Source organism: Paenibacillus sp. FSL H7-0940 (assembly GCF_037979415.1).
In the GTDB taxonomy this organism is placed as follows: domain Bacteria; phylum Bacillota; class Bacilli; order Paenibacillales; family Paenibacillaceae; genus Paenibacillus; species Paenibacillus amylolyticus.
This window is the reverse complement of record NZ_CP150280.1, coordinates 1,728,623-1,752,647: the sequence shown is the minus strand read 5'-3', so window position 1 is coordinate 1,752,647 and position 24,025 is coordinate 1,728,623. Positions and strand designations below refer to the sequence as shown.

At 48.3% G+C, this 24,025-nt stretch carries 18 protein-coding genes; 2 read left to right on the top strand and 16 right to left on the bottom strand.

The window, feature by feature from the left end; all coding sequences use genetic code 11:
- Nucleotides 1-16: 16 nt before the first annotated feature.
- The 16 genes from MHB71_RS07805 to MHB71_RS07730 all read right to left on the bottom strand — a co-directional run bounded on the left by MHB71_RS07805 (nt 17) and on the right by MHB71_RS07730 (nt 21,067).
- A complete protein-coding gene (locus tag MHB71_RS07805; RefSeq protein WP_340029227.1) occupies nt 17-931 on the bottom strand; it encodes an FAD binding domain-containing protein in 915 nt (304 codons plus the stop codon).
- 290 nt (nt 932-1,221) lie between these two features.
- On the bottom strand, nt 1,222-1,869 hold the full coding sequence (locus MHB71_RS07800; RefSeq protein ID WP_051449951.1) for a nucleotidyltransferase family protein: 648 nt from the start codon (nt 1,867-1,869) through the stop codon (nt 1,222-1,224).
- Nucleotides 1,835-3,115, bottom strand: coding sequence for an XdhC family protein (locus MHB71_RS07795; RefSeq protein ID WP_340029226.1), 1,281 nt, complete (start codon nt 3,113-3,115; stop codon nt 1,835-1,837). The genes MHB71_RS07800 and MHB71_RS07795 overlap by 35 nt, the downstream gene beginning before the upstream one ends.
- Nucleotides 3,116-3,157: 42 nt before the next feature.
- Entirely contained in the window at nt 3,158-4,480 is a 1,323-nt protein-coding gene (locus MHB71_RS07790; protein WP_036613764.1) for a 5'-deoxyadenosine deaminase, read from the bottom strand.
- Between the two features lie 138 nt (nt 4,481-4,618).
- On the bottom strand, nt 4,619-6,214 hold the full coding sequence (gene ggt, locus MHB71_RS07785) for a gamma-glutamyltransferase (protein ID WP_340029225.1): 1,596 nt from the start codon (nt 6,212-6,214) through the stop codon (nt 4,619-4,621).
- The gene (locus MHB71_RS07780; RefSeq protein WP_340029224.1) at nt 6,208-7,449 is read right to left on the bottom strand and encodes an alanine--glyoxylate aminotransferase family protein; all 1,242 of its coding nucleotides are present in this window, start codon (nt 7,447-7,449) and stop codon (nt 6,208-6,210) included. The genes ggt and MHB71_RS07780 overlap by 7 nt, the downstream gene beginning before the upstream one ends.
- Before the next feature lie 6 nt (nt 7,450-7,455).
- Complete coding sequence (locus MHB71_RS07775) at nt 7,456-8,763, bottom strand: Zn-dependent hydrolase (RefSeq protein ID WP_340029223.1); 1,308 nt, start codon at nt 8,761-8,763, stop codon at nt 7,456-7,458.
- The gene (gene allB / locus MHB71_RS07770; protein WP_100527442.1) at nt 8,760-10,163 is read right to left on the bottom strand and encodes an allantoinase AllB; all 1,404 of its coding nucleotides are present in this window, start codon (nt 10,161-10,163) and stop codon (nt 8,760-8,762) included. Before allB ends, MHB71_RS07775 begins: the two co-directional genes overlap by 4 nt.
- A gap of 43 nt (nt 10,164-10,206) precedes the next feature.
- The gene (gene uraH / locus MHB71_RS07765; RefSeq protein WP_100527441.1) at nt 10,207-10,584 is read right to left on the bottom strand and encodes a hydroxyisourate hydrolase; all 378 of its coding nucleotides are present in this window, start codon (nt 10,582-10,584) and stop codon (nt 10,207-10,209) included.
- Nucleotides 10,584-12,089 carry a factor-independent urate hydroxylase gene (gene pucL / locus MHB71_RS07760; protein WP_100527440.1) on the bottom strand — a complete coding sequence of 502 codons (1,506 nt, stop codon included), beginning with the start codon at nt 12,087-12,089 and terminating at the stop codon, nt 10,584-10,586. Before pucL ends, uraH begins: the two co-directional genes overlap by 1 nt.
- Nucleotides 12,090-12,328: 239 nt before the next feature.
- Entirely contained in the window at nt 12,329-13,951 is a 1,623-nt protein-coding gene (locus tag MHB71_RS07755) for a PucR family transcriptional regulator (protein ID WP_036673765.1), read from the bottom strand.
- A gap of 221 nt (nt 13,952-14,172) precedes the next feature.
- On the bottom strand, nt 14,173-16,917 hold the full coding sequence (locus tag MHB71_RS07750; protein ID WP_340029222.1) for a CHASE3 domain-containing protein: 2,745 nt from the start codon (nt 16,915-16,917) through the stop codon (nt 14,173-14,175).
- 176 nt (nt 16,918-17,093) lie between these two features.
- The gene (fumC, locus tag MHB71_RS07745) at nt 17,094-18,482 is read right to left on the bottom strand and encodes a class II fumarate hydratase (RefSeq protein WP_076250332.1); all 1,389 of its coding nucleotides are present in this window, start codon (nt 18,480-18,482) and stop codon (nt 17,094-17,096) included.
- 132 nt (nt 18,483-18,614) lie between these two features.
- On the bottom strand, nt 18,615-19,625 hold the full coding sequence (locus tag MHB71_RS07740; protein ID WP_047843331.1) for an aldose 1-epimerase: 1,011 nt from the start codon (nt 19,623-19,625) through the stop codon (nt 18,615-18,617).
- A gap of 179 nt (nt 19,626-19,804) precedes the next feature.
- Nucleotides 19,805-20,614 (bottom strand): MBL fold metallo-hydrolase, encoded by an 810-nt coding sequence (locus MHB71_RS07735; protein ID WP_339297056.1) that lies wholly within the window; start codon nt 20,612-20,614, stop codon nt 19,805-19,807.
- A gap of 180 nt (nt 20,615-20,794) precedes the next feature.
- Nucleotides 20,795-21,067: a hypothetical protein gene (locus MHB71_RS07730; protein WP_036613754.1), complete on the bottom strand. Its 273-nt coding sequence runs from the start codon at nt 21,065-21,067 to the stop codon at nt 20,795-20,797.
- Nucleotides 21,068-21,277: 210 nt separating this feature from the next.
- Between MHB71_RS07730 and MHB71_RS07725 the strand changes: the two genes are divergently transcribed.
- Together MHB71_RS07725 and MHB71_RS07720 are read left to right on the top strand one after the other, a co-directional pair.
- Nucleotides 21,278-22,510: an aminopeptidase gene (locus MHB71_RS07725; protein WP_340029221.1), complete on the top strand. Its 1,233-nt coding sequence runs from the start codon at nt 21,278-21,280 to the stop codon at nt 22,508-22,510.
- Nucleotides 22,511-22,600: 90 nt separating this feature from the next.
- Nucleotides 22,601-23,833, top strand: coding sequence for an aminopeptidase (locus MHB71_RS07720; protein ID WP_036613751.1), 1,233 nt, complete (start codon nt 22,601-22,603; stop codon nt 23,831-23,833).
- The last annotated feature ends 192 nt before the right edge of the window (nt 23,834-24,025 follow it).

Below are 24,025 nucleotides of genomic sequence, written 5' to 3'. Positions count from 1 at the left end.
GCTTGATCGAAGTCTTCTATTCGTGAAGTGCTTCCCATAACCCGGCACCAAGCATATTGCCTGCGGTCTGTTTGCGATAATGTTCCGTTGCAAATGCATCGCCATAAGTCGTAAATTCGCTAGCCACGGCAGCTGCAAGAGTTGCTGCTTGCATGACAGTAGCTTCGCTACCAAGAAGCTGTTGTTCCGACTTCAGAAGTCGCATCGCCATGCCTGAGCCTCCACCAGCCGCAATCGCAATCTTGGTCCAGCGGTTATCCAAATCAATCTCACCGTATAACGCAACCGTCACCAGCGAAGCACTGAACGTCTCCCGTCGACCCAGCTTGCGGTAAAAGGAAACTTCTCGTGCAACAGGTCTGTGCTCACTGTTCACATCAAACAGAGGCGACGGTCTCATTGGAATATGAATCGAGATTAATACATCCCCTGGATTACGGCTGCCATCCCGTCCACCCTGCAGCCAGGAAGACACTCTACGGATCTCAATGCCGCTGTCTGTCAACCAGTGCAGCTCCGCATCATATACAAGCAAAGCAGGTAGCGTATCCCCTACTCCGGACACAATATTCCCGCCAATGGTTGCCACATTACGAATGGAAGGGGCCGCAATTGCATTCACAGCTTCTTGCAGAATCGGCAGTTGATGCAGCAACACTTGTGCAGCACATTCCTTTAATCGGGTCATTGCTCCAATGACTATCTCATCTCCACGAATAGATATACCGCTCATTTCAGGAATACGAGCCAGACTAATCATGTGTTCAGGCGCTGGAACCAAGCCACCCTCCCAATGGGTTCGTAGCAATGTTCCACCTGCCGTGAAACAACATATTCCTTTGAGTCTTCTTCTTAACGTTTGCAGTTCTTGCAGGTTCTCAGGTTGCCATACCGATGGCATGGCTCCAGAACCGTATGCCGGTGTTACCATGGCTGCATCCCCTTTCTCTCTCTTCCTTGGGCAGGAAATTCAACCGTCTGATCCAAATAATTCTTCAAATCATATGAGAGTTCAGCAGCAACGTCAATTACCTTTACATCGTTTTGGATAAATGTATAAAACCTATGTTTTATTTGTGCTTGATGCATCACGATCTATCGAAAGCTAACATTGGCTCTCTTTCACCATACGTGAAAAGAAGACAAATAGGCCAACCAGACTGCCTGGCTGACCTGATCATGTTATTAAATTATACATAGTTAATAATCTTCTCCTGTTATTTAGTCTGTCTGCTGTGATTCATATACATGACTCAGAATGCGTTCCAATTCCGGTTCTGTATCCGCATCCCAGAAACTAGTCTCAGACAGTGGTACATGTACACCTGAATAGTTAGCGCTGCGCATAATCTTGCGTGCCCCCTCATCTCCATGCAAGGACAACAGAGGGCCGAACATATGGGAGCGAAAAGCAACGGGCGGCTTGCCTCCCTCACCGTCGGTAGCTGCGACATAGTCACATAACTTGTGGGTAGCCAGTTCTGTAGTCACCCGATTAATATCCTGCGTTTTTAATAAAGGCTGATCACCCAGTAACATGAGAATGCCCTCCGGTTTGTACTGCATGGCCGACAATACGCCAGAATGAAGAGAATTGGCCATGCCGCAGGCATAGTCAGCACAGACCACAATTCGAAGTCTCGCTGTGGGATGGTAGGCATAGGTAGCAGAATCAAACCATTTTACAGGTAGCCATGCCAGCGAATCTTCCGGTTTGACCACACAGACCACTTGATCTAGCTCCGAATTCAACGCAGCTTCCAATGACCATGCAGCCAGTGACCTTCCGTCAGGCATGACAACCGAGAGTTTATCCCGACCAAGGCGACGACTCTTACCAGCTGCCAGAACTATGCCCGTCATTCGCATGTGCAACGCTCCCCCTCTGCACCTCAGAACTCAAGGAAGAAACCTTATGTTTACATGCGATCAATTCCGCTGCAATGCTGATGGCGATCTGTTCGGGACCGTCTGCTCCGATGCTCAAACCAACGGGAGAATGCACATATTTCAACGGTGGTAAGCCATCCAGCAGACGGGCTGTTCGTGTTTTGGAACCCATGATGCCAAGATACGCGTACTCACAGTCCACTACCATCTCCAACAGTTCACGTTCGCGGGGAAAATTGTGACTCATTAAAATCAAATAATCTCCGTTGTTTACGTTTAACTGAGGCATGATCTCACATGGGAAACCAAGTATAAGTTCAGTTTCTGGGAACCTTTCCGAGGTGCATAAGGACTCTCGCCAATCGGCTACGACTACTCGGAATCCTGCGGATTGGGCGAGTCTGGCAACAGGAATAACATCATTCCCGGCTCCGATGATAATCAGGCGAGGTTTAGGCGTGTACAGCGAAGTAAGTTGCTGCGGGAGGTCCCAGGGATTCGTTGAAACCGTGTTGTTTGTCGCTATTTCAGCATCAGACTCAGAGATATGTTGTGAATCACCGGATAGATGGGAAGAGTGAGATCCGTTTGACAAAACAGGTACCACTTCAGGCACAAGCGTAAGGCGAGGTATGTCGGGAGAATATTGTTTTGATGCCGTATGTTCATGCTTGATATTACCACTGCTGTGTTGTACATCAACCTGCAATGAAGCTGGATTATTGTTCGTCACGCGATCATGAGGTGGGACGAGCGAAGGACGCAAGATTGGCTGGCGCCGAGTACCCGTTGGTTCAATCCGTTTCCAGCCATATTGAACCTTCGTATAATCATCTTGGAACGTTCGGGTTAACGCTGTTGCAACGCCGGATTGAAAACAATCATACATCTTCTGCAACGTATCTCGGAGTTCACCACACACAGGTTCAAGCAACACAACAACGAGTCCGCCGCAGCCAATCGTCTCCCCCCAGGACAGATCATCCTCGGGACGCATGTCGTACTCCGCGAATTCCATCTGCTTCGTATCCAGCACATGGCTCACCCGGGCCTGAAGATCACTCTCCAGACATCCCGGACTGATACTGCCAACCATTTTGCCATCCTCAGTCAACAGCATAGAGACTCCCTGCTTACGGTAAGCATGACCCTCTACCTTAATCGCTGTTGCGAGCACGCAGCGCGTTTCACGGGCTGCAATTGCACACAGATCATGCATTTCCATAGCGGTCTCCATCCTTTCTGGAATTGCATAAACTTCCTTCGATCAGATACGTTTCATCAATCTTGCAATACTCTTATCCGACTCACGCAGCACAATGCCACGATCAATCGTCTGAATCTTACGATTCTTGAGCACGATACTTCCGTCAATAATAACGGTATCCACACAGCTACGTGTTGCGGAATACACTACGCGGGAATAGACATCCGTCTCATAGGAAGGGTACGTGTGGAAATCATCCAGATCCAGCAGCAGCATATCTGCTTTTTTGCCCACTTCGAGACTGCCAATTTCCTTCGACAAGCCAAGCACTTCTGCTCCTCCCATGGTAGCCATACGCAATACGGTCCGGGCATCCATCACTGTTGGACCATGAGGAATCTTCTGCATCAGGGCCGTGAGGCGCATCTCCTGAAACATATCCAGATTGTTGTTGCACGCAGCACCATCAGCCCCGATCCCAACCGCGATCTGCCGATTCAGTAGATCCGGAATATCTGCTACCCCGGAGGAAAGTTTCATATTTGATCCAGGACAGTGAGTGACTTTGACACCACGTTTGCGGATGATCTCCTTCTCTTCCTCACTCAGCCATACACAGTGTGCCAGTACCAATCTGGGGGTCGCCAGACCGATATGATCGAGGTATACGATGTTACGCATTCCGCGTTCGTGTTCTACCAGTTCAATCTCTCCGCGATTCTCGGAGGCATGGGTGTGGACTTTGACATGATATTTATTCGACAGGTCGCGCACCTCTACCAGCAATTCTTCGGTACACGATACAACGAAGCGTGGACAGAAAGCATACTGAATGCGACCTCCGCCAAACCCGTTCCATTTCTCCAGCAGATCCACACTCTGTTGCAGCGAAGTTGCTGTATCCTCACGCAGAGGTTCCGGAACCTCGTCTCCATGATCCATCATCACTTTGCCAGAGATGACCCGGATGCCGCTCTGTGCCATCGCCTGAAACGCCGAGTCCGTGTGATGTACCGTCTCCATATCCAGAATGGTCGTGGTTCCGCTAGAGATCAATTCGCCCAAACCGAGCATTGCTGAATAATACACGGACTCCTCATCATGCGCTGCTTCCAGCGGCCAGATACGTTGACGGAGCCAATCCATCAGTTCCAGATCATCCGCACGTCCACGGAACAAGGTCTGACACAGATGAATATGCGTCTGGATGAAACCTGGCAACAGCACTTTGCCACGAGCATCAATGACCTGGTCAGCCTGAACGTCAATGTGAGCTGCAATCTCCTTGATTTTATTATCCTCGATCAACAGATCTCCAATGAACACTTCCTCTTCTGCATTCATCGTCACAAGCTGTGCACCTTTCAGCAGGATCGTTCCCATGCCAATCTCCCCTATCTGTGTCTGTCTATATATTACAACTCATACATATTTACACTTGTACTCCGATGACAGACCAATCTTCCGATCGCTGTTATCGTGTAAATATCTAGTTGAACTTATAAATGTCCAATGTAGCTGTTACCACCCAATAGCCATACCATCACCTCTAGGGTCTGCTGCGCCACTAATCATGCCGTCCTCACGAATGACAATGCCTTGCGACTGTCCCATAATGCCGTCCCACGGCGCTCTCGCTTCAACGTTATGTCCCCACTGGGCAAGGGTCGCACATACGTCATCGTGATATCGGTTCTCCACACGCATCGTATCGCCTTCTTCGCCCCAGGTACGTCCATACACCCAACGCGGCAGGCTGATTGCTTCCTGAATGTTCAGCCCATAATCAAGCACTCCGGTAAGCACAGATAATTGTGTCTGCGGCTGCCCTTCTCCCCCCTGTGTACCCACGAGCATATAAGGTTTGCCATCTCGTGTAACAAGGCCCGGCATGAGGGTGTGGAATGAGCGTTTGTTGGGTTCCAGAACGTTGGCATCCCTCGGATCTAAGGAGAAAAACGACCCCCGGTTCTGCATGATAACCCCCGTATCCCCCGGAACATACGCTGCACCGAAGTCAAAATACAGGCTTTGGATGAATGAAACGGCATTGCCTTCGCTATCAACAACCGCTGCATACGCCGTGTCCTGACCTATCGTTTTGGACAAAAACGGCTGTGCCACAGGTGGAGCAGACTGAATCTCATTCCACAGTTGGTCTCCATAACCCTTGGATAACAGATGATCCAGTGGAATATCCCTGAAATCCGGGTCAGTCAGATAACGATCACGATCACGAAACGCCTTTTTCACCACTTCCGCCATCAGATGATAGAATTCCGGTGAGGTACGTGCTACAGAGGACAGATCCGTATGCTCCAGCATATTTAACATCATCAGCATCGAGAATCCCTGCGAGTTGGGCGGCATCTGATGAACTTCATAACCACGATACTCCGTGCTAACGGGTTTCACCCACTCGCCCCGATGGCCTGCAAAGTCTGCTGGGGCAAGCATGCCCCCATCCTCACGAATAGCCGAAGTCAGACGATCCGCAAGCTCTCCTGTATAAAAAGAGTCTCTTCCACCCGTCTGAATCAGACGAATGGAGGTAGCAAGATCAGGCTGGATCAGTAGCTCACCTTCCTGCAAAAGTGTACCCAAAGGCGCAAATACCGCTCGCAGCGGTGTATGCCCCATAATGAAATCTTCATCCCTTTCCATCCACAGGCGGAGATTTCGGGATACAGGGCATCCTTTTTCCGCATACTGCGCGGCAGGTTCAAGCAATTGCTCCCACGGTAACTTTCCGTACCGAGACCAGACTTCCCACCAGGCATCCACCATTCCCGGAACCGTAATTGCACTAAGTACACCGCGCTGAGGGATGGCATTCATGCCCATCGCTTTGAACGTATCCGCATGAATTCCTGCGGCTGAGCGGCCACTTCCGTTATAGGCGGTAATCTCACCGCTGGCTCCGTCATGAATCAGGAAGAAGGCATCCCCGCCAAGTCCGGTCATATGCGGATATACCACACCCAGAGCTGCACTGACCGCAACAGCAGCATCATAAGCATTCCCGCCCTGCTGGAGGATGGAGCTTCCCACTGCACTCGCCAGATAATGAGGAGAGGTGACCATAACCTCTCTGGAGATTGGCATCTGGTTTAACATAAGGCACCCTCCTTCCCTGCATACACATCCAATGCGGCCTGCACTGCTTCACCGGCAGGTAATAAGTGACGATGACGGAGAAGAACAGCTTCCAGCGCTCCCAGCACATGAAGTACGTTCTTGCGTTGGCAGCTGAATCCCATTGTACCGATCCGCCAGATCTGCCCTTTCAACGGTCCAAATGAACTGGCAATCTCAATGCTGAAATCGTTCAGCAACATGCTGCGCACCGACTCACCATCAATCCCCTCCGGAATGGTGATACAGGTGACTACCGGAAGTTTGCTTGACATATCCCCATACAACTGTAGTCCCATTCCTTGAATTCCAGCAACCAACGCACGTTCATTCATCAGATGTCTCTGGAACCTTGCCTCCAATCCTTCTTGCAGCAGAATACGTAATCCTTCGTGAAGACCGTAGAGCATGGAGGTAGCTTCTGTATGGTGGTTCAACCGTTCTGAACTCCAGTAATCCTGCAATTGGCTCAGGTCAAAATAATTGCTGGCAATCGTGCGGCCTTCTGCCCTCGCACTGGTTGCATCTCGCAGTCCGCGTTCAACCGTTTTGCGGCTCATCAGTTTCTGCTCCACTCGACTGTTGTATGTGAGAGGTGCCATCCCTGAAGGAACAGACAGGCATTTCTGCGTACCACCCATTACCGCATCCAGATGCCACGCATCCGTCTCCACCGGAGTCCCACCAATGGTAGCCACAGCATCCACAACGAGTAAAATATCAAGATCACGACAGGCTTTGCCAATCTCGGCAAGGGGCTGCATCTGTCCGGTAGAAGTCTCACCGTGAACCATCGCAACCAGACTTGGTTTATGGGTATGGATCGCCTTGATCACCTCTTCCGGATCAAATACCGTTCCCCATTCCGTTTCGAAAAAGACAACCTCGGCACCACAGCGTTCCGAGATTTCAACAAGCAGATGTCCGAACCGTCCGTAGATCGGGACGAGAACTTTGTCACCAGGCTGAATTAGACTGACCAACACAGCTTCAATGCCTGAACGGGATGTGCCATCTACTGGATAACACCACTCGTTATCTGTCATATATAGCTCACGCAGCATCGCCATCGTCTCATTCATCAAAGATGTGAACTCTGGGTCAAACTGCCCCAGGATCGGAAAGGATAATGCTCTTAGCACACGCGGATCAACCTCAACGGGGCCCGGGGTCATAATGGTCCGCAAGGACGGAGATAACTCTTTATAGTTGGACATCTGCATTCAACTCCCGTAACCGTATTTATAGAGTAGCCGGACCAGAACCTGAAAACCGTGCATCAGGTCTGCTTCAGCTGTATATTCAAGTGGATTATGACTAATACCGTCCTGACTCGGCACAAAGATCATGGCCGTCGGACAAGCCGGCTGAAAAATCTGCGAATCATGTCCCGCGCCGCTTGGCATTAGCCAATAGGACAACTGCTCCTGCTCACAGGTATCCTGAATGTCTGAGATCATCTCTGCATTCATAGGAATGGGCGTTACCGACAGATGTTCTTCCCAGTCCAGTCCGAGCTGCTGCTCGGCTGCGATTCGACTAAAAGCCTGGAGCATATCCTGCCAGCAACGATCAATACTCTCCTGCCGTATATGGCGGATATCCAATGAAAATACCGCCCGTGCTGCAACCACATTCCCAACACCCGGATCGGCTGTGATTCGCCCAACCGTGGCTACCAGTGGTTCTCCTGCTTCCAATGCGATATTCCTTACCGCAGCAATCATCTCGGCTGCTCCGGCAAGTGCATCCTTGCGCCAGGACATCGGCGTCGTCCCCGCGTGATTCGCTTCACCGCTTACGGTGATACTGAATCGCTTCTGACCTACAATGTCGGATACAACTCCAATCGAATGTCCAAGACGTTCCAGAACCTGACCTTGCTCAATGTGAAGCTCAATAAAGGCACCGTAATTTTTCGCGGCAGGTCTATATGCACTATCGGGTCCAAAGCCCGCATCGCGGATCGCTTGTGCAAAGGTAATGCCGTCTTGATCTTTTAGATGCTCTATATCTTCCAGTGTCGTTATTCCTGTTATACTGCGTGAACCCCAATACGCGAAAGGGAAACGACTTCCTTCTTCTTCGCATAACGACACCACTTGAAGTGTGCGCATCGGTGCTCCGAAATGCTTCTGCAAATACTCCAATGCCAGGACTCCCGCCACCACACCGTAAGCACCATCATATTTGCCACCATACACCACAGTATCAATATGTGATCCGGTCACAATCGGTAATTCTTCAGCACCAGTCGCTGATTCCTTACCCTCGCTCTTGAGTGTGCCATACAGATTACCGGACTGGTCAAATTCGGGAGACAGCCCTTTCTCCTGCATTTTGGCTGCAAGGGCATCTTGTGCTTCACACCAAGCCGAGTCATACAACAGTCGTGTGACGCCGCCATGTGCATCCGCACCATATGTCGACAGCCAGTCAAGCATGCCTTGCAGCTCCACCTGTTCCACATCCGGCAAAGGAAGAGGTGCATTATTGGTACCGGATGACCGGTATACTCCAGACTCCGTCATGGCGTCTCCTCCGTTCCCGCTTCGATGGGACTAGAAAAGTAAGCCGCAATGTGTTGCCCGAGAGGCACAGGAGATAATCCGGATTCCGAGTTATAAACACGCTGCCCACGACAAAGTACGTCTGCAATCTGACAGTTAAATGTACGTCCCACATAAGGGCTCTGTTTATGCGTATAGAGCAGATCCTCTGTGTTCAGGCTTGTGCTTTTCTCCCAGTCAATCAGGACCAGATCTGCATCCTTGCCAATCGCAATCTCTCCTTTGTGCTCCAGACCAAGCCTTCTGGCAGGCTGAAGGGAGAGCACTCTTCCGAGCAACGGGAGGTCGATATCCCGCTGAAGATGTCCGTCCTCCAGCATGATTAACAATGTGCTTTGCGCACCGGATATACCGCCCCAAATTTCGAAGAAGTTATCAGATTGTTTCATGGATGGAGGACATGGAGAATGGTCTGAGGCAATAATATCAATCAATCCCGAAGTCAGTGCATCCCATAACTGCTCCTGTTCGGAAGAGCTGCGAAGCGGTGGAGCACATTTTGCCACAGCACCCAAACGGACCACATCCTGATCGACCAGCGTCAGATAATGAGGGCATGTCTCCGAAGTGACGTCTTGCCCACGCCGTTTAGCCGCTGCAATCAAGTCCAGCGCTTCCCGGGTGCTAATATGCACAAAATGCAGCGCACAACCGGTCAGTTCACCATACTTCAACGCCCGGGCAACCGCGACGACTTCAGCTTCCACAGGACGGGATCGGATATAATCCATCGGTTCAGTCTTTCCCTCCGCAATGCTTCTCACAGCGAGTTCGGCAACGATGCCTTCGTCCTCTGCATGAAGTGCCAGCACACGGTTTAATTTGGCAAGCTCATGCATTCCGTCCAGCAATGTATGGTCATCGGCTCTGGCAAAAATATCTTCCCCATCTCCACCCGGCTCAGACATAAATGCCTTGAATCCGGCAGCACCCAACCCTGCCAGTGGAGCAAGTTCATCACGATTGCCGGGAACCAAACCGCCCCAGAACGCATAATCAACATAGGATTGGTCTGCAGCTGCTTTCTTTTTCATCTCCCATGCTTCCGGCCTTGTGGTTGGTGGTACGCCGTTAAGTGGCATATCGACATAGGTCGTGATTCCCCCTGCGGCAAGGGCTGCCGAGCCCGATCGAAATCCCTCCCAACTGGCGAGTCCAGGTTCATTGAAGTGTACATGAATGTCCACGACACCCGGCATCACTGTAAGCCCCTCAGCTTCTATGATGCAAGTCGCTTCACCAGCGGTCAGCCGCGTGGATAGTTCCGTTATTTTCTCACCAGTAATGCCGATATCCAGTTGTTCTACCCGATCTCTCAGCACCACCCGGGCCCCCCGGATGATGGTATCAAATGTTGTCATGTGGATGACCCTCCCCCTGAATCAGAACCGGATGTGTGCATATTCAGCTTCCCCGGTATGTACTGTAACCTCCTGGAGCAATCAATAACGGAATATGATAATGGCTTGAGGCATCAGATACGGCAAAACGAATCGGAACAATCGTCCATAATGCCTGGCCTAGCTCCTCCAACGAACGCTGTGCGTAATAACTCTCGACATGGAATTGAAGCTCATATATCGCTGACTCCAACTTGCCTCCATCCAGCAGAGGTGCATCCAAACGTCCATCCGCATTGGTCACGGACTCAGCCACTTTTATCTTGCTTTCCTGTTCTCCATCCCTCTTCAGGGTATACAGCTCGATCCGAACACCCGCAGCAGGCACACCTTTGGATGTATCCAGCACATGTGTTGTAATTCGTCCACCAGATATCGACATCAGACGTCACCTTCTTTCCCGGAGTTACGGCCGTCTGCTCCCAGATCATCCCTTGTCATCGAGAAACCCTGGAATCCATATGGTGGTCTCGGCTCGGTAAATACTTTGCCTTCTCCCTCTTTCACTTCCTCCAGCACCGTCTCCCAAGTCCGATTGTTGGACTCAAATGAAACCTCACTCAGTTGCTCAAATCGACTTAACAACCTTCGTCCAATCTGGTAGATCAGATGTTGAATAGAAGCGGATCGACACTCATGAAATACCGCAGCAGCCAAATCTCTGACCTGTTCCGCCGCTACATACCGTCCACGCTGATCGTCCATGCCATCTCTCGGATCTTCATAACGCCAATTGATGTTCAGGAAAATAAATAACGGTCGATCCCATGTCTCTGGAAGAGTGGTATATTCATCCTGCATAAATCCGGCAAATTCACTGCCTTTGACCTTGATCAGTCTCAGATCGGCTACACCACTGAAATGGTTGCTGAGTTCAATCGAGTCTCCTGTTCGTTCTGCTTCCACGGCAGCTGTCGCACGATCATTCTGCGAATAACGAAATACGAGCGCACTCGGTCGATAACTTCCTTCTAATCCAATGGGTATATCTTCAAAAGGAATCTGATCTGCTGTCATCTGAACCTTGCTCATCTGCGGATACGTCTCCAGGAAACGCCGACTTACCAGCGCAAGAAATCCTTCCACCGTCGCACCTGTGTAGTCCGCTGCATGTTTGAGAATGAAATTTTTCATCGAATCGGTTGCGACCACCAGCGAATTATCCCCTTCTGCAAAAGAAGGCAAGAATTCATCCCCCTGCACAGCCACCTTGATGTTCAATCCAAACAGAATATTACTGCGTCCCATAAAAGGAGATTCCGGAATGGACTGGATACCCGTCAACGGTTTGGCGTAGGAACGGTACATCCACACATCCCCTTTGCCGTAATACATCGTCCGCTGCTGCACTGCGGCTGGCTTGCTCACGAACTCATGTTCATGACCGATCTGTGCAAGCCACTGCTCCAAACGAATGCCCGCTATCTTGAATACTTCTTTCATTGCAGTCTCGAATTCTTCTTCCCTGCCTCGGCGATGACGTTGTCTCATGGATTCGAGGATGGAGCTTGCGGTATGGCCTTTTACGGCCAATATGAAAGGAAAGCCAAATTGGCTTGTATATGCTTTGTTTAATTGTTGAAGTTCGTTGTATTGCTCTTGTGAGAGTGAATCAAGTCCTGCACCAGCCTGCTCCTGAATGGAGTTGCTGCTCATGCTGATACGTGCTCCAAGATCCGGGTGATTTCGAAGCAACTGCAACTTCACCTGGTCATCCGATGCCTGAACCACGTTTTTCATTACTTTCATCATCTGTTCAAATGAATCAAAAGGTCGTGAAAGCCCGGCACGCTCAGCCACCCATGGTGATTCCTCAAATAAGCCGCCAAACGTATGCACAAACTGTGTGATAGACCAGTTGTTAACAAGTTTAATTAAGTCGCTCATGTTAGAACCTCCGGTCTGTTGTGGATTATTGTTCTTCATTCTAAGTGCCGTTCAATGTCACGACAACAATATTTACGCAATTTTGTAATATAACATAACATCATAGTTGTGATTTGTTTGCTGTGCACGGGAAGATCAGCTTTTGTTGTCCTCAAACATGAAAAAACCGCATTCCATCAAGGGAATGCGGTTCTCGGGGGTATGACCCGTTAGCATTGTCATGTTGCACAATGTGCGGTCTAGAGTTGGACATTGTGCGGTCTTGCAGCTGCTTTGTCCCGCACGAACTTGCGGAAGGTAAATACCAGCTTTAATTTAAGCAGATCATTCGTTTTCTTAAAGTCCATTTGCAGCAAGCTGCCAACTTTCTCCATCCGATAAGTGACCGTGTTGCGATGCACAAACAGTTGCTTGGCAGCTTCATTGATCAGTCCGTCATTCTCGATAAAGGACTCCAACGTATTCATCAGCACCTGATTGGGATCACCATCCCTGGCAAGTAGTGGTTCGAGTACTTTATTGCAGTAGTTCTCCATGATGTTATCCGGTACGTGTTGGAACACATAGGCAAATTCGAGCATTTCAAATTGCAACGCACGGTCTTTCATGCCGAATCGACGAGCCAGTTGTCGAGTATCCAGACACTCCTGGTATGCTTCACGGAGCGATTTGGGCTCATGTTTCATTTTGCTGATCCAGAAACGCGGAGCCGGTGCTCCTTTTGCTTCTTGCGCTGCCAGAACATCACCAAAACGGCTCAAGAGAAAACTTGACAGCTCCTCTCCATAATCTCGCCCTGTTGGACAGGTGTAGATGGAAAGAATGCCATCCTCAATCTGAAAATGCTGTGAGGCCGTGAATTGCATCAGCGGATTGTATTGCAACTCGCGATGAATCTGTTTAAGCAACTTTCCCTCGGCAAACAGAGTCGGCTCAAGTGTAATCAATACGCACTGATAAGTTCCCTGGAATAGATGTACACCTTTGTTCTCACTCAAGGTGGTCAATTCCTGAACAGTCATTTTGTTATCCAGATACTGTGAAAGCAGTGTACGCATCTCATCTTGCACGGTCGGATTAATATGCTCACGATAAGTCATATCCATATAAAATGCCAGCACATCGGCAGCCTGTTGAAACAGCTCTTCCTCTGCTCGAAGCGATAGGGCTGAATCCGTAAACACAAGCAACGCCCCGTACTCTTCATCATTCTGCTTGATCGGTACGCGATGACAACTTCCCTGATTCCATTTCACTCGGTGCATGACGGATTTCCAAGGCCAGCCTTGGGTTACAGCATCCCCTGCAATGCCTTCACTACCATACAGTACATGCCCACGTGAACCAATGACGGCAAGCGGATAGTTCAGCACCGTGGCAAGTTCGGCGAACACATTCCGATGTGGCTGCTGTTGCAGTGCAAACTGCATTAATTTTTTCTGCTTTTGCACAACCTCATGCAGCAATCGGTTGCTACGTTCATGTTCAGCCTTGAACAAGGCATTCATCTGGTCCGAGAAGGTGAATTGAAAGGGGAGCTCAAGCAGTGGCAACCGAAGTCGATCGGCTTCTTCGACAATACCTTGGGGAATGGACTGCCAGAAACGCCCCAGCTTGATGCCGAGTCCTGCGCAGCCGCGTTCATTCAAACGTCGCATCAAACGCAGTGCATCCGTCTCACTGTCTTTCATAATAAAAGCGGTGGTGAACAACATTTCTCCGGATTTGATCCAATCCGCGATATCAGGAGCGTCCATGACATTAACGGATTTCATCATCCGTGAAGTCCCTTCTCCACCCGCAACCAGTTTGGCCTCTGACAACGGGTACACCTGTAAAGCCTCTTTAACCGTAAGTTGCATGGACACTACCTCCCATATATATAACACAATGTTATGTCATTCTGGTTAACGAAACTAAATTCCGCATTGTTTTTCTAATTAAATCCATATTTATGCGTTCAACTTTTATTTTTTGTTAAGTATTATAACATCAATTTTCTAAATAAAGCTTACACGGCAAAAAAATAAAACCTATGACCTAATTACAGCGCACTTTCCTGTAATCGGCATAGGTTTTTAGATCAGATTTCCATGGTTTCGTGATTCATCCATAATTTCATACGGGATAATACATCTTTGATATTCAGTGGTTTGCTGAGATAGTCCGAAGCACCTGCTGCAATACATTTCTCCCGATCCTCTTTCATGGCCTTGGCTGTCAGCGCAATAATCGGAAGCTGGGTCATACCAAGCCGTTCACGGATCTGGCGAGTCGTCTCATAACCATCCAGTTCCGGCATCATAATATCCATCATGATGATATCAGGTTTGACTCCCCCACGCTCCAGCAATTCCAGACATTCGTACCCATTCTGAGCTGAGATGACATTCATGCCGTATTGCTCAAGAGCGTTAGCCAGGGCATATACATTACGTATATCATCATCAACGACAAGTACTTGGCGTCCGCTGAGCAACGCTTCTTCCAAAGGTGTCAATAAAACATCCGATTGTCCGGAAGTCATTGAAGGAAGCTTATTGAACTCAGGTGTAGTGGTAGCCACCTCATTCAGGAACAACCGCGATGCATTCATAGTCTCAGGTTCATCTCTTCGCAGTGGCAGGAATAGCGTGAACACGCTGCCCTGCCCCTCACGACTTGTTGCCGAGATTGAACCCCCCAGCAAATTCGCAAGCGATTGAGAGATAGACAGACCAAGTCCGGTCCCCCCGTATTTACGTGCTGTAGCTCCATCCGCCTGTTTGAAAGCATCGAAGATCTGCACCAGTTTGTTATCCGCAATTCCGATCCCTGTATCACTGACGGAAAAAGCAATCACGTCGGTCTCTTGATCTTTCAATTCATGATGAGCCAGACTCATTTTGGAGATGGTTAAGGCAACTTCACCCTCACTGGTGAACTTGAATGCGTTCGAGAGCAGGTTTCGGAGGATCTGATGCAATCTCATCTCATCCGTCACGATCGTTTCCGGTAAAGGACTTTGGAGCTGAATTCGGAAATCTATTTTTTTCTGTTCCGCTGTTTTCAGGAAATACTGGTTCATAACTTCAGGAACACTGCCCAGATAGACATCATCGAAATCCACTTCCATCTGTCCGGCTTCCACCTTGGATAGATCCAGAATATCATTGATCAGATTCAGCAGGTCTTTTCCTGATTTGTGAATGACTGAAGCATAGTTCTGCTCTTCACTATTCAAGTGTTGATTTTTATTTTCAGACAATATCTCAGATAAAATCAACATGCTGTTGAGCGGTGTCCGCAGTTCATGGGACATGTTCGCCAAGAATTCGGATTTGTACCCCGAGCTCGTTCGTAACTGATCTGCCACAACCGAAAGTTCATTGGCTGATGTCTCTGCAGCACTCTTCTGTACTTCCAGACGATCGTTAAGCATATGAAGTTCTTCGGTCTGCATTTGCAGTTCCTCCGTCTGAGACAACATCTCTTCGGTCTGAGCCTGAAGTTTCTCCGATTGTGCCTGTAATTCTTCATTTAGAACTTGTGACTCATCATATAATTGCTGTAATTCCATGCGAGTGACGGTAGAGTGTAGGGAAACACTAAAAATATCCGTCAGTTCTTGCATCAGCTTCATATCATTCTCTTGCAACGGCTTCATTGAAGCAAGCTCGATTACCGCAATCGTTCTGCCCTCGAAGAGGACCGGTACTACAGTAAGTGATGTGGCAGATGTATACCCAAGACCCGAAGAGATTCGGATATAGTTCTGGGGCAGATCATTCATGCGTAAAACTCGCTTCTCCACAGCACTTTGACCTACAAGCCCCTCACCCGGAGCAAGCGACACTTTACCGAGCGAACGTTCTTTCTCTCCATCCCCAGCATATGCAGCCAAACGCAGCAGTCGATTGTCTTTCCAGTAATATAAGACGCTATAGGGAACTTCAAACAACATGGCTAGCTCGTTCAGGAACAAGCGGGACAATCCTTCCAGATTGGTCGGGTTCTGTAAGAGTGTGGCAATGCCTGTAATCTGGTCCTTGACCCGATTCTGTTCCTGTACTTCATCCAGTAATTTATTGGTTTCGTGGCCCAGGTCTCCCACTTCATCATGTGTGCGCACCTGAATCCGCTGCTTCAGGTTTCCACCTTTGGAGATATCACTGATGGTCTGCATAACATCTCGCAACGTTTTGACGATATTTCCGGATATCACAATCGCAGCTGCAATGGATAATGCTGCAATAATACCCCACAGCGTGTACATAATCGTCAGCAGTGTGGAGCTACGTCTGGCAAGTTCAGTAACCCTCGCCTCGGTCAGAGTGATCTCCGTGTTACGGAAGGTTGTAAGTTGCGAGCGCAGTAGATCAATTTCAGTTTTACCCGGATCAGATTCGAAGAATGCAACAACTTTCGCTTGATCCCCTTGCTTTTTCAAGTCCACCGACGGCTCCCCAGCAATCTCAATCCAGCGTGTAATATGAGCTTTGATGCTTTGTAGACTCTGCTGCTGTGAAGGATTATCACTAATGAGAGCATTCAACTGATCATAGTTGGAACTCCACTGAGATAGGCCTTGGGAATAAGGCTCCAAGTAACTTTCATTACCTGTAATCATGAATCCACGCTGTCCTGTCTCCATGTTCAAGACATTTTTTTCAATCGCGTTGGTCAGATTATGTACTTCCAGATCATGATGGGAGATAAAATCATTTTCCTTCTGTAACACATTAATTTGGGCCGTAAGCACTAACAGAACAGCTCCAAACAAAAGCACAACCACAAGATAGCCCAATAAAATTTTGGAGCGTATCGTAAATCTTCTCGTTTTTGACAACGCGGAAACCTCCAAATATATACGAATCCCATAATTAAATTAAAACTGGTGCATATGTAGTTTATATGTATACGTATAGTCTGACAAGCATTAAGTGCATCGGTAATCATAAGAAAAACGACCTGCTTGTGCAGGTCGTCCTCTTCAGTGATCTATATTGCTCATTTCGGCTGATTTTAGGCCTTTGGAGCGATCATTTTGGCTGGATCGACATATTGATCAAATTGCTCTTCGGTAAGCAGGCCCGTTTGTAACGTCGCCTGTTTCAAGGACAAACCTTCTTTATGTGCAAGTTTCGCGATTTTGGCTGCATTCTCATAACCAATATGCGGGTTAAGCGCTGTAACCAGCATAAGCGAATTGTTCAGATTATGTTCAATCTGATCCAGATTAGGCTCGATGCCCACGGCACACTTGTCATTAAACGCAATAATGGAGTCCGCCAGGAGTTGCACGGATTGCAAGAAGTTATAGATGATAACCGGTTTGAATACATTCAGTTCAAAATTACCCTGACTTGCCGCGAAACCAATCGCTGCATCATTACCCATGACCTGCGTAACCACCATAGTAATGGCCTCGCTCTGAGTTGGGTTGACTTTACCCGGCATAATGGAGCTGCCTGGCTCATTCTCAGGAATACGGATTTCGCCCAACCCACTACGAGGGCCACTGGCCAACCAGCGGACATCATTGGCAATTTTCATCAAATCAGCTGCAAGCGCTTTAACGGCACCGTGCGCATACACAACTTCATCATGACTTGTAAGTGCGTGGAATTTGTTAGGTGCAGATACAAAATCTTTCCCCGTATGTTTGCCAATCTCCTTGGCAGTGAAGTCCCCAAAGTCCGGATGCGCATTAATGCCCGTTCCGACAGCTGTACCGCCAATTGCAAGCTCCTTCAGATACTGTACACTTTCACGGATCATACGCTCACTCTTGCCCAGCATGGCTTCCCAACCACTGATCTCCTGACCAAGTGTAATTGGTGTTGCATCCTGGAGGTGGGTACGTCCAATCTTGATAATATCCTTGAATGCATCCGACTTGTCTGCAAAAGTGGCTTTCAATACCGCGATTGCTGGCAAAAGTTGATCCTCAACAGCCAGAACACCTGCGACATGCAGAGCCGTTGGGAATGTATCGTTGGAGCTCTGGGACATATTCACGTCATCATTTGGATGCAGACGCTCTTCCTTGCCCTTTTGCTCTAGCAGTTGGTTCCCCAGATTGGCAATCACTTCGTTCACGTTCATATTGGATTGTGTTCCGCTTCCCGTCTGCCATACTACCAATGGGAAATGATCATCAATTCGGCCTGCAATAATCTCGTCTGCTGCATAAGCAATAGCATCGGACTTAGCCGCAGATAATTTACCTAATTTATGGTTACTGGCCGCAGCACTTTTTTTCAAAATGGCAAGAGCTCGGATAACTTCCATCGGCATATGTTCACTGCCAATCGGGAAGTTCTCCTTGCTGCGCTGCGTCTGAGCTCCCCACAGCCTGTCGGCTGGTACTTTCATTTCGCCTAACGTATCTCTCTCAATGCGGTATTCCACTTGCTTGTCCTCCTCCAAAAAGATGGTTTGGGTCTCTACAAAGCTTGTGTATCTCGTCATATTATACATGATTTGCGAGCAGGTTTTCACCTTTTCGACAAAATTGTAAGCGTAGCGCAAAATGAGCGTGAATTATTTTTGTGACGCAATTGGATACAATCGGCTGCTCTGTTCGAATAGTTCACCTGGTTCCAAACCGATCAATCCGATTTCTTCTGCAGGTATGCCTTCAACATTAGGAGCGTTAACCAGGTTCATCTGTGGTTCAGGACAGAAGAATTCGCCACCCATGTTATTGTTCCAGATCATCCAGTGCTTGTAGGAGGTACCCACATCGTATACCAGTTTGTCTCCAGTACGGTGATCCGTAAGTTCCATATAGTTACGTCCATTCTGCGGCTCCGCAGTGTAATGATTATCCATGGCAGCAAAGAACGGACTAACTCCGTCTTTTTTCAATTGTTCTTCCTCAGGTGTAAGCGGTTGAAATTGTCCTGTTGGCAGGGAACGCTCATTCAATTCACGACGTTGTCCAATCGTAACTTTGGCCGTGTAATCCGAGGCTTGACTGTCCGGTGCAAAAGGTACAGCAATTGCCGTGTGGAATGCAAACAAATTCGGCATATATTCAGTCCCGTTGTTGCGAACGATCAATTGCTGCTGAAGTCCTTGGCTGCTCAAAGAGTAACGAAGCGTCACCGTGAACGTAAACGGCAGGTACTGATGGAATGTATGCCCTTCTTTCACGTCCTGGCTAAGCAACACATAACTCTCCAGCTGATCAGAACCGTATCCCTCAACCTTCCACTCGGCATCATGCAAAAATCCATGCAAATGGTTACCTGTAGCCGGTTCGTTCACAGGCAACTGATAAACTTTACCATTCCAGGGGAAACGTCCATCCTCATAACGGTTCGGTGGAGAAAGAATCGGAATTCCATAGACCGCAGGTGCAGCCATAAACTCATCCATCTGATCCTGATTCGGTTCTCTCAAGTAACGAAAACCCTTTTCTGTATCACGAAAAGCAACGAGGTTGGCACCCACGCTAGGAATAACTGCCGCTTCAAACTGATTAAAACGAAGCCAAACGGCCGGAATCCCTCCAAATTGTTCTTCAAATGCTGCATTTTGCTGTGTCATCGTTATATGTACCTCCTGCATACTAAGGTTATATTATACGGCTCGACTATATCATGCCCGAGCGCAAAATACCAATCTATGATAGAGAACAAATTCATAATAGAAAAACAAAAAAGACAGGAAAAAGACAGCTGCAATACGTTACGGCTGTCTCTGCTGTCTTTCATATGATGGTTCAATTAATCCACATATTTGCCGTGATCCGGCACAGTGCTCTCTTCAAAGTCCAGATCAAGCCGCTTCAAGGATTCACTCAGCATATCTCCGCTCAAGGCATGCCCGTGCCCGGTAATCGCAAGTTTCGGCTCCAGGTGCCTGATATGCTGGACAGATTGATGAGCAGCCTGCCAATCGGTTGTGAAATAAGATGGCGGGCCATGCAACTGTTTGTCCTGAAGCAACACACTCCACAGCGACTCCTGCTTCACTGTGATGATTGCGTCTCCCGCAATTAACAAACGGTCTGCTTCTCGAAACAGCGACACATGCCCAGGCGTATGACCTGGCGTGTGAACCCACTCCCATCCTGATACGCCTGGAACGGAATGATCTTTGGGTAGACTGAATATCCGATCATCCAGATTGATTGCCTCATTGGGATAAGCAAATGACAACCTGGACATTAGACCTCCACCTACAGAAGGGTCCGCTGGCGGGTAATCTTTTAACCCCGTTAAATACGGAATTTCAAGCGGATGAGCATACACTGGCACACCCCAGAATTGTTCCAGTTCAATAACGGTTCCTACATGGTCGAAGTGACCATGCGTCAATATGATCGCAGACGGCGGACCTTGAAATCGTTCTGTTGCAACCTGAACAATATGATCTGTGAACCTCGCCATTCCGGTGTCCACGAGGACCCAGTTCCTGCTTCCTGGCTCTCCGATGAACACGACATTAACGAATAGTGTACGTAGACTGAGAATATCGGGCGCGACTTCTTCAAGTCCCGTCAACCCTTCTGTAATCAGATTGTCAGATGCCATTCACGGTTACCTCCCATTAGGCGGATTGTCTCTCTGGTTCCATTCATCTCGTAGACTTCCCTTTTCTGGATCATCTATTCAACATTTCCAATAAAATAGACGGTATACACCCTGTTTTGGGCATACACCGTCTAGTATAGTCATCGACACAACACAATAGAACAAGAACATCTCAGCCAGTTAAGCTGGAAATGCCTCCAAAGCAGCATCGAGCAATTGATTGTACAGATCGTCATCATTCTCAAGCAACTCGTCCATACGCAGTAACTCTTCTTCATCACCGGATTGCTCCGTGAAATGCAAGCTATAGTCCCAATCTTTTCCGTTCTTGCTCATGAAGGTAATCTCATATACTGACTTTTCGCCTTCTGTGCGGTAAACGGTATTTCCCACGTATCCTTTTTCACCTTCACGGCGCATTTCAGTACTTATAATTTCAATATTCACAATCATTCTCTCCTTTAATCTTTCATCTACAGTCGGTCTCCAACATTTCTGGTAAACCTAGTTTGGTAATTATTATTGGTTAATTGTACAATATATAACGTAGCAACGTATACCTTATTCAATGAAGGAACCATTCTGAGTCCTTACAAAGTTGTAATGAGGACTATAATAGCCAACAAGCTACGATATTATTATCACATTGGAGGAAAAAATAGCATGAATACTTTTGAAACGAATCTGCAGCAATATGCTGAACTGGCTGTACAAGTCGGTGTCAATGTCCATCCTGGACAGACACTCGTGGTTAACGCTCCAATCTCGGCAGCACATTTTGTACGACTGATTGTCAAAGCAGCCTACGGTAAAGGTGCGAAATTGGTCAAAGTAAACTGGAGTGATGAAACCGTTACACGTCTTCATTACGATCTTGCACCTGATGAAGCCTTCTCCATTGAACCGAAATGGTTTGCAGCTGAAATGACTGAACTGGTTGAAGAAGGTGCCGCTATTCTGCACGTCATCGCTGAAAATCCGGATTTGCTGAACGGTGTAGCGCAGGAACGCATTATTACTAGCCAAAAAGTGCGCGGCAAAACGCTCGAAAAATATCGTTCTTATCAGATGGCTGACAAATTCAGCTGGTCTATCGTGGCCGTTCCTTCTCCTGAATGGGCAGCTAAAGTGTTCCCGGATCTGCCGGAAGCGCAACAAGTGGACCGCCTGTGGGATGTCATTTTCAAAACGGTACGGATCGGTGAACAGGATGCTGTTGCCGAATGGAAAACCCATTTGCAAAACCTGGATTCCCGTGCTGATCTGCTGAACAACAAAAAATACAAGAAGCTACACTATACAGCTCCAGGCACAGACTTGACCATTGAACTTCCAGAAGGCCATATCTGGGTATCCGGTGGAAGTGTGAATGAGCAAGGACATGTCTTTATTGCCAATATGCCTACGGAAGAAGTATTCACGGCTCCGCTGAAAACGGGTGTTAACGGTACAGTGCGCAGCACGAAACCACTGAGCTACGGCGGCAACCTGATTGACGGATTCTCACTAACATTCGAGAACGGCCGAATTGTTGACTATACCGCCGATCAAGGTCTCGATGCACTCAAAAACCTGATTGAGATAGATGATGGCGCACACTATCTGGGTGAAGTAGCCCTCGTTCCACATCAGTCCCCAATTTCCGATACCAATATTTTGTTCTACAATACTTTGTTTGATGAAAATGCCTCCAACCATTTGGCGATTGGTAATGCCTATGCCTTCTGTCTGGAAGGTGGTAAAACGATGTCCAAAGAAGAGCTGATTGAACGTGGCATGAACTCCAGCCTCACTCATGTAGACTTCATGATTGGATCCGGAGAAATGAACATCCACGGTGTGACCTCCGAAGGCGCGGAAGAGCCGATCTTCCTGCAAGGAAACTGGGCATTCTAATCCCGTTTGATGTGATTTAGGAGAGAGGAGATTACTCCTCTCTTTTCCTGCGTCAACAGGTCAAAAATTCAACAATTGGAGGGAACTCATATGTTAAGTTTTGAACAAAAACTGGATCGTTACGCTGAACTTGCTGTAAGAGTAGGTGCTAACGTGCAACCAGGGCAAGTATTTGTCATCTCTGCGATGATTGATACCGCTGAATTCGTACGTTTGCTGGTACGCAAGGGATATGAAGCTGGCGCCAAGCAGGTGATTGTAAAATACGGAGATGAAACCGTCAATCGATTGCGGTTTGAGATGGCCCCTGAGGAATCCTTCCAAGAGCCGCCGAAATGGCATGCAGCGGAGCTTGAAGAACTGGCAGCCAATAATGCAGCCTTTCTGACCGTATTGTCATCCAGCCCAGATCTGATGAAAGGTATTGACCCGGAGCGGATTTCCACTCATCAGCGTACATATGGCCAGGCGATGGCCAAGTACCGTCAGTATCAACAGGCGGATAAAATGAGCTGGACGGGTGTGGCATGTCCTTCGCCCGATTGGGCAGCCAAAGTATTCCCGGATCTCCCGGCAGCTGAGCAGGTTAGCCAGTTGTGGGAAGCCATTTTTGCTGCGGTGAGAGCCGATCTGGAGGACCCTGTAGCGGCTTGGGAACAGCATATTGAACGACTGGAGACCAAAGCCGTTGCCCTGAACAACAAGAAGTATCAAGCATTACATTTCCTCTCCCCAGGGACGGATCTTACTGTCGAGCTTCCAGAAGGTCATATCTGGGCGCAGGCAGGTAGCGTGAATGAGCAAGGCACCCCTTTTGTCGCGAATATCCCGACAGAGGAAGTATTCACCGCTCCAGCCAAGCACGGTGTTAATGGCAAAGTGTCCAGCACCAAACCACTCAGCTATGGCGGCAGTATTATTGATCGTTTTTCACTCACATTTGAGAACGGACGTATCATTGATTTTCATGCTGAAGAAGGTCAGGATACGCTGGAAAGACTCATTTCCATGGATGAAGGATCTCATTACCTCGGCGAAGTCGCTTTGGTCCCCTTCCATTCACCGATCTCTGAGAGTGGTATCCTGTATTACACTACATTGTATGATGAGAATGCGTCTTGCCATCTTGCGATTGGCAGTTCCTATGCATTTAATATCGAAGGTGGCAAAACGATGTCTCCTGAAGAGCTTGCAGCCCGTGGCATGAACACCAGCATCACCCATGTGGACTTCATGATGGGCTCTCCCGAGACGGACATTTACGGTATCACGGCAAACGGCGAACGCGAAGCCATCTTCCTTAAGGGAGACTGGGCATTCTAACTGATCACGGAGAGTTATCTCCTGTAAGGTATTTTCAATGAACGGTCGAATAGGCTGTCTTGCAACCATGTATTCATGGTTGGTGAGACGGCCTTTTATTAATTTTCAGCAAACTTTCCCGCATGTTATACACACTTCTCTCATCTGGTTTTTCCCGGACCAACCTCCCATTGTACCGTTTCCATATTATGT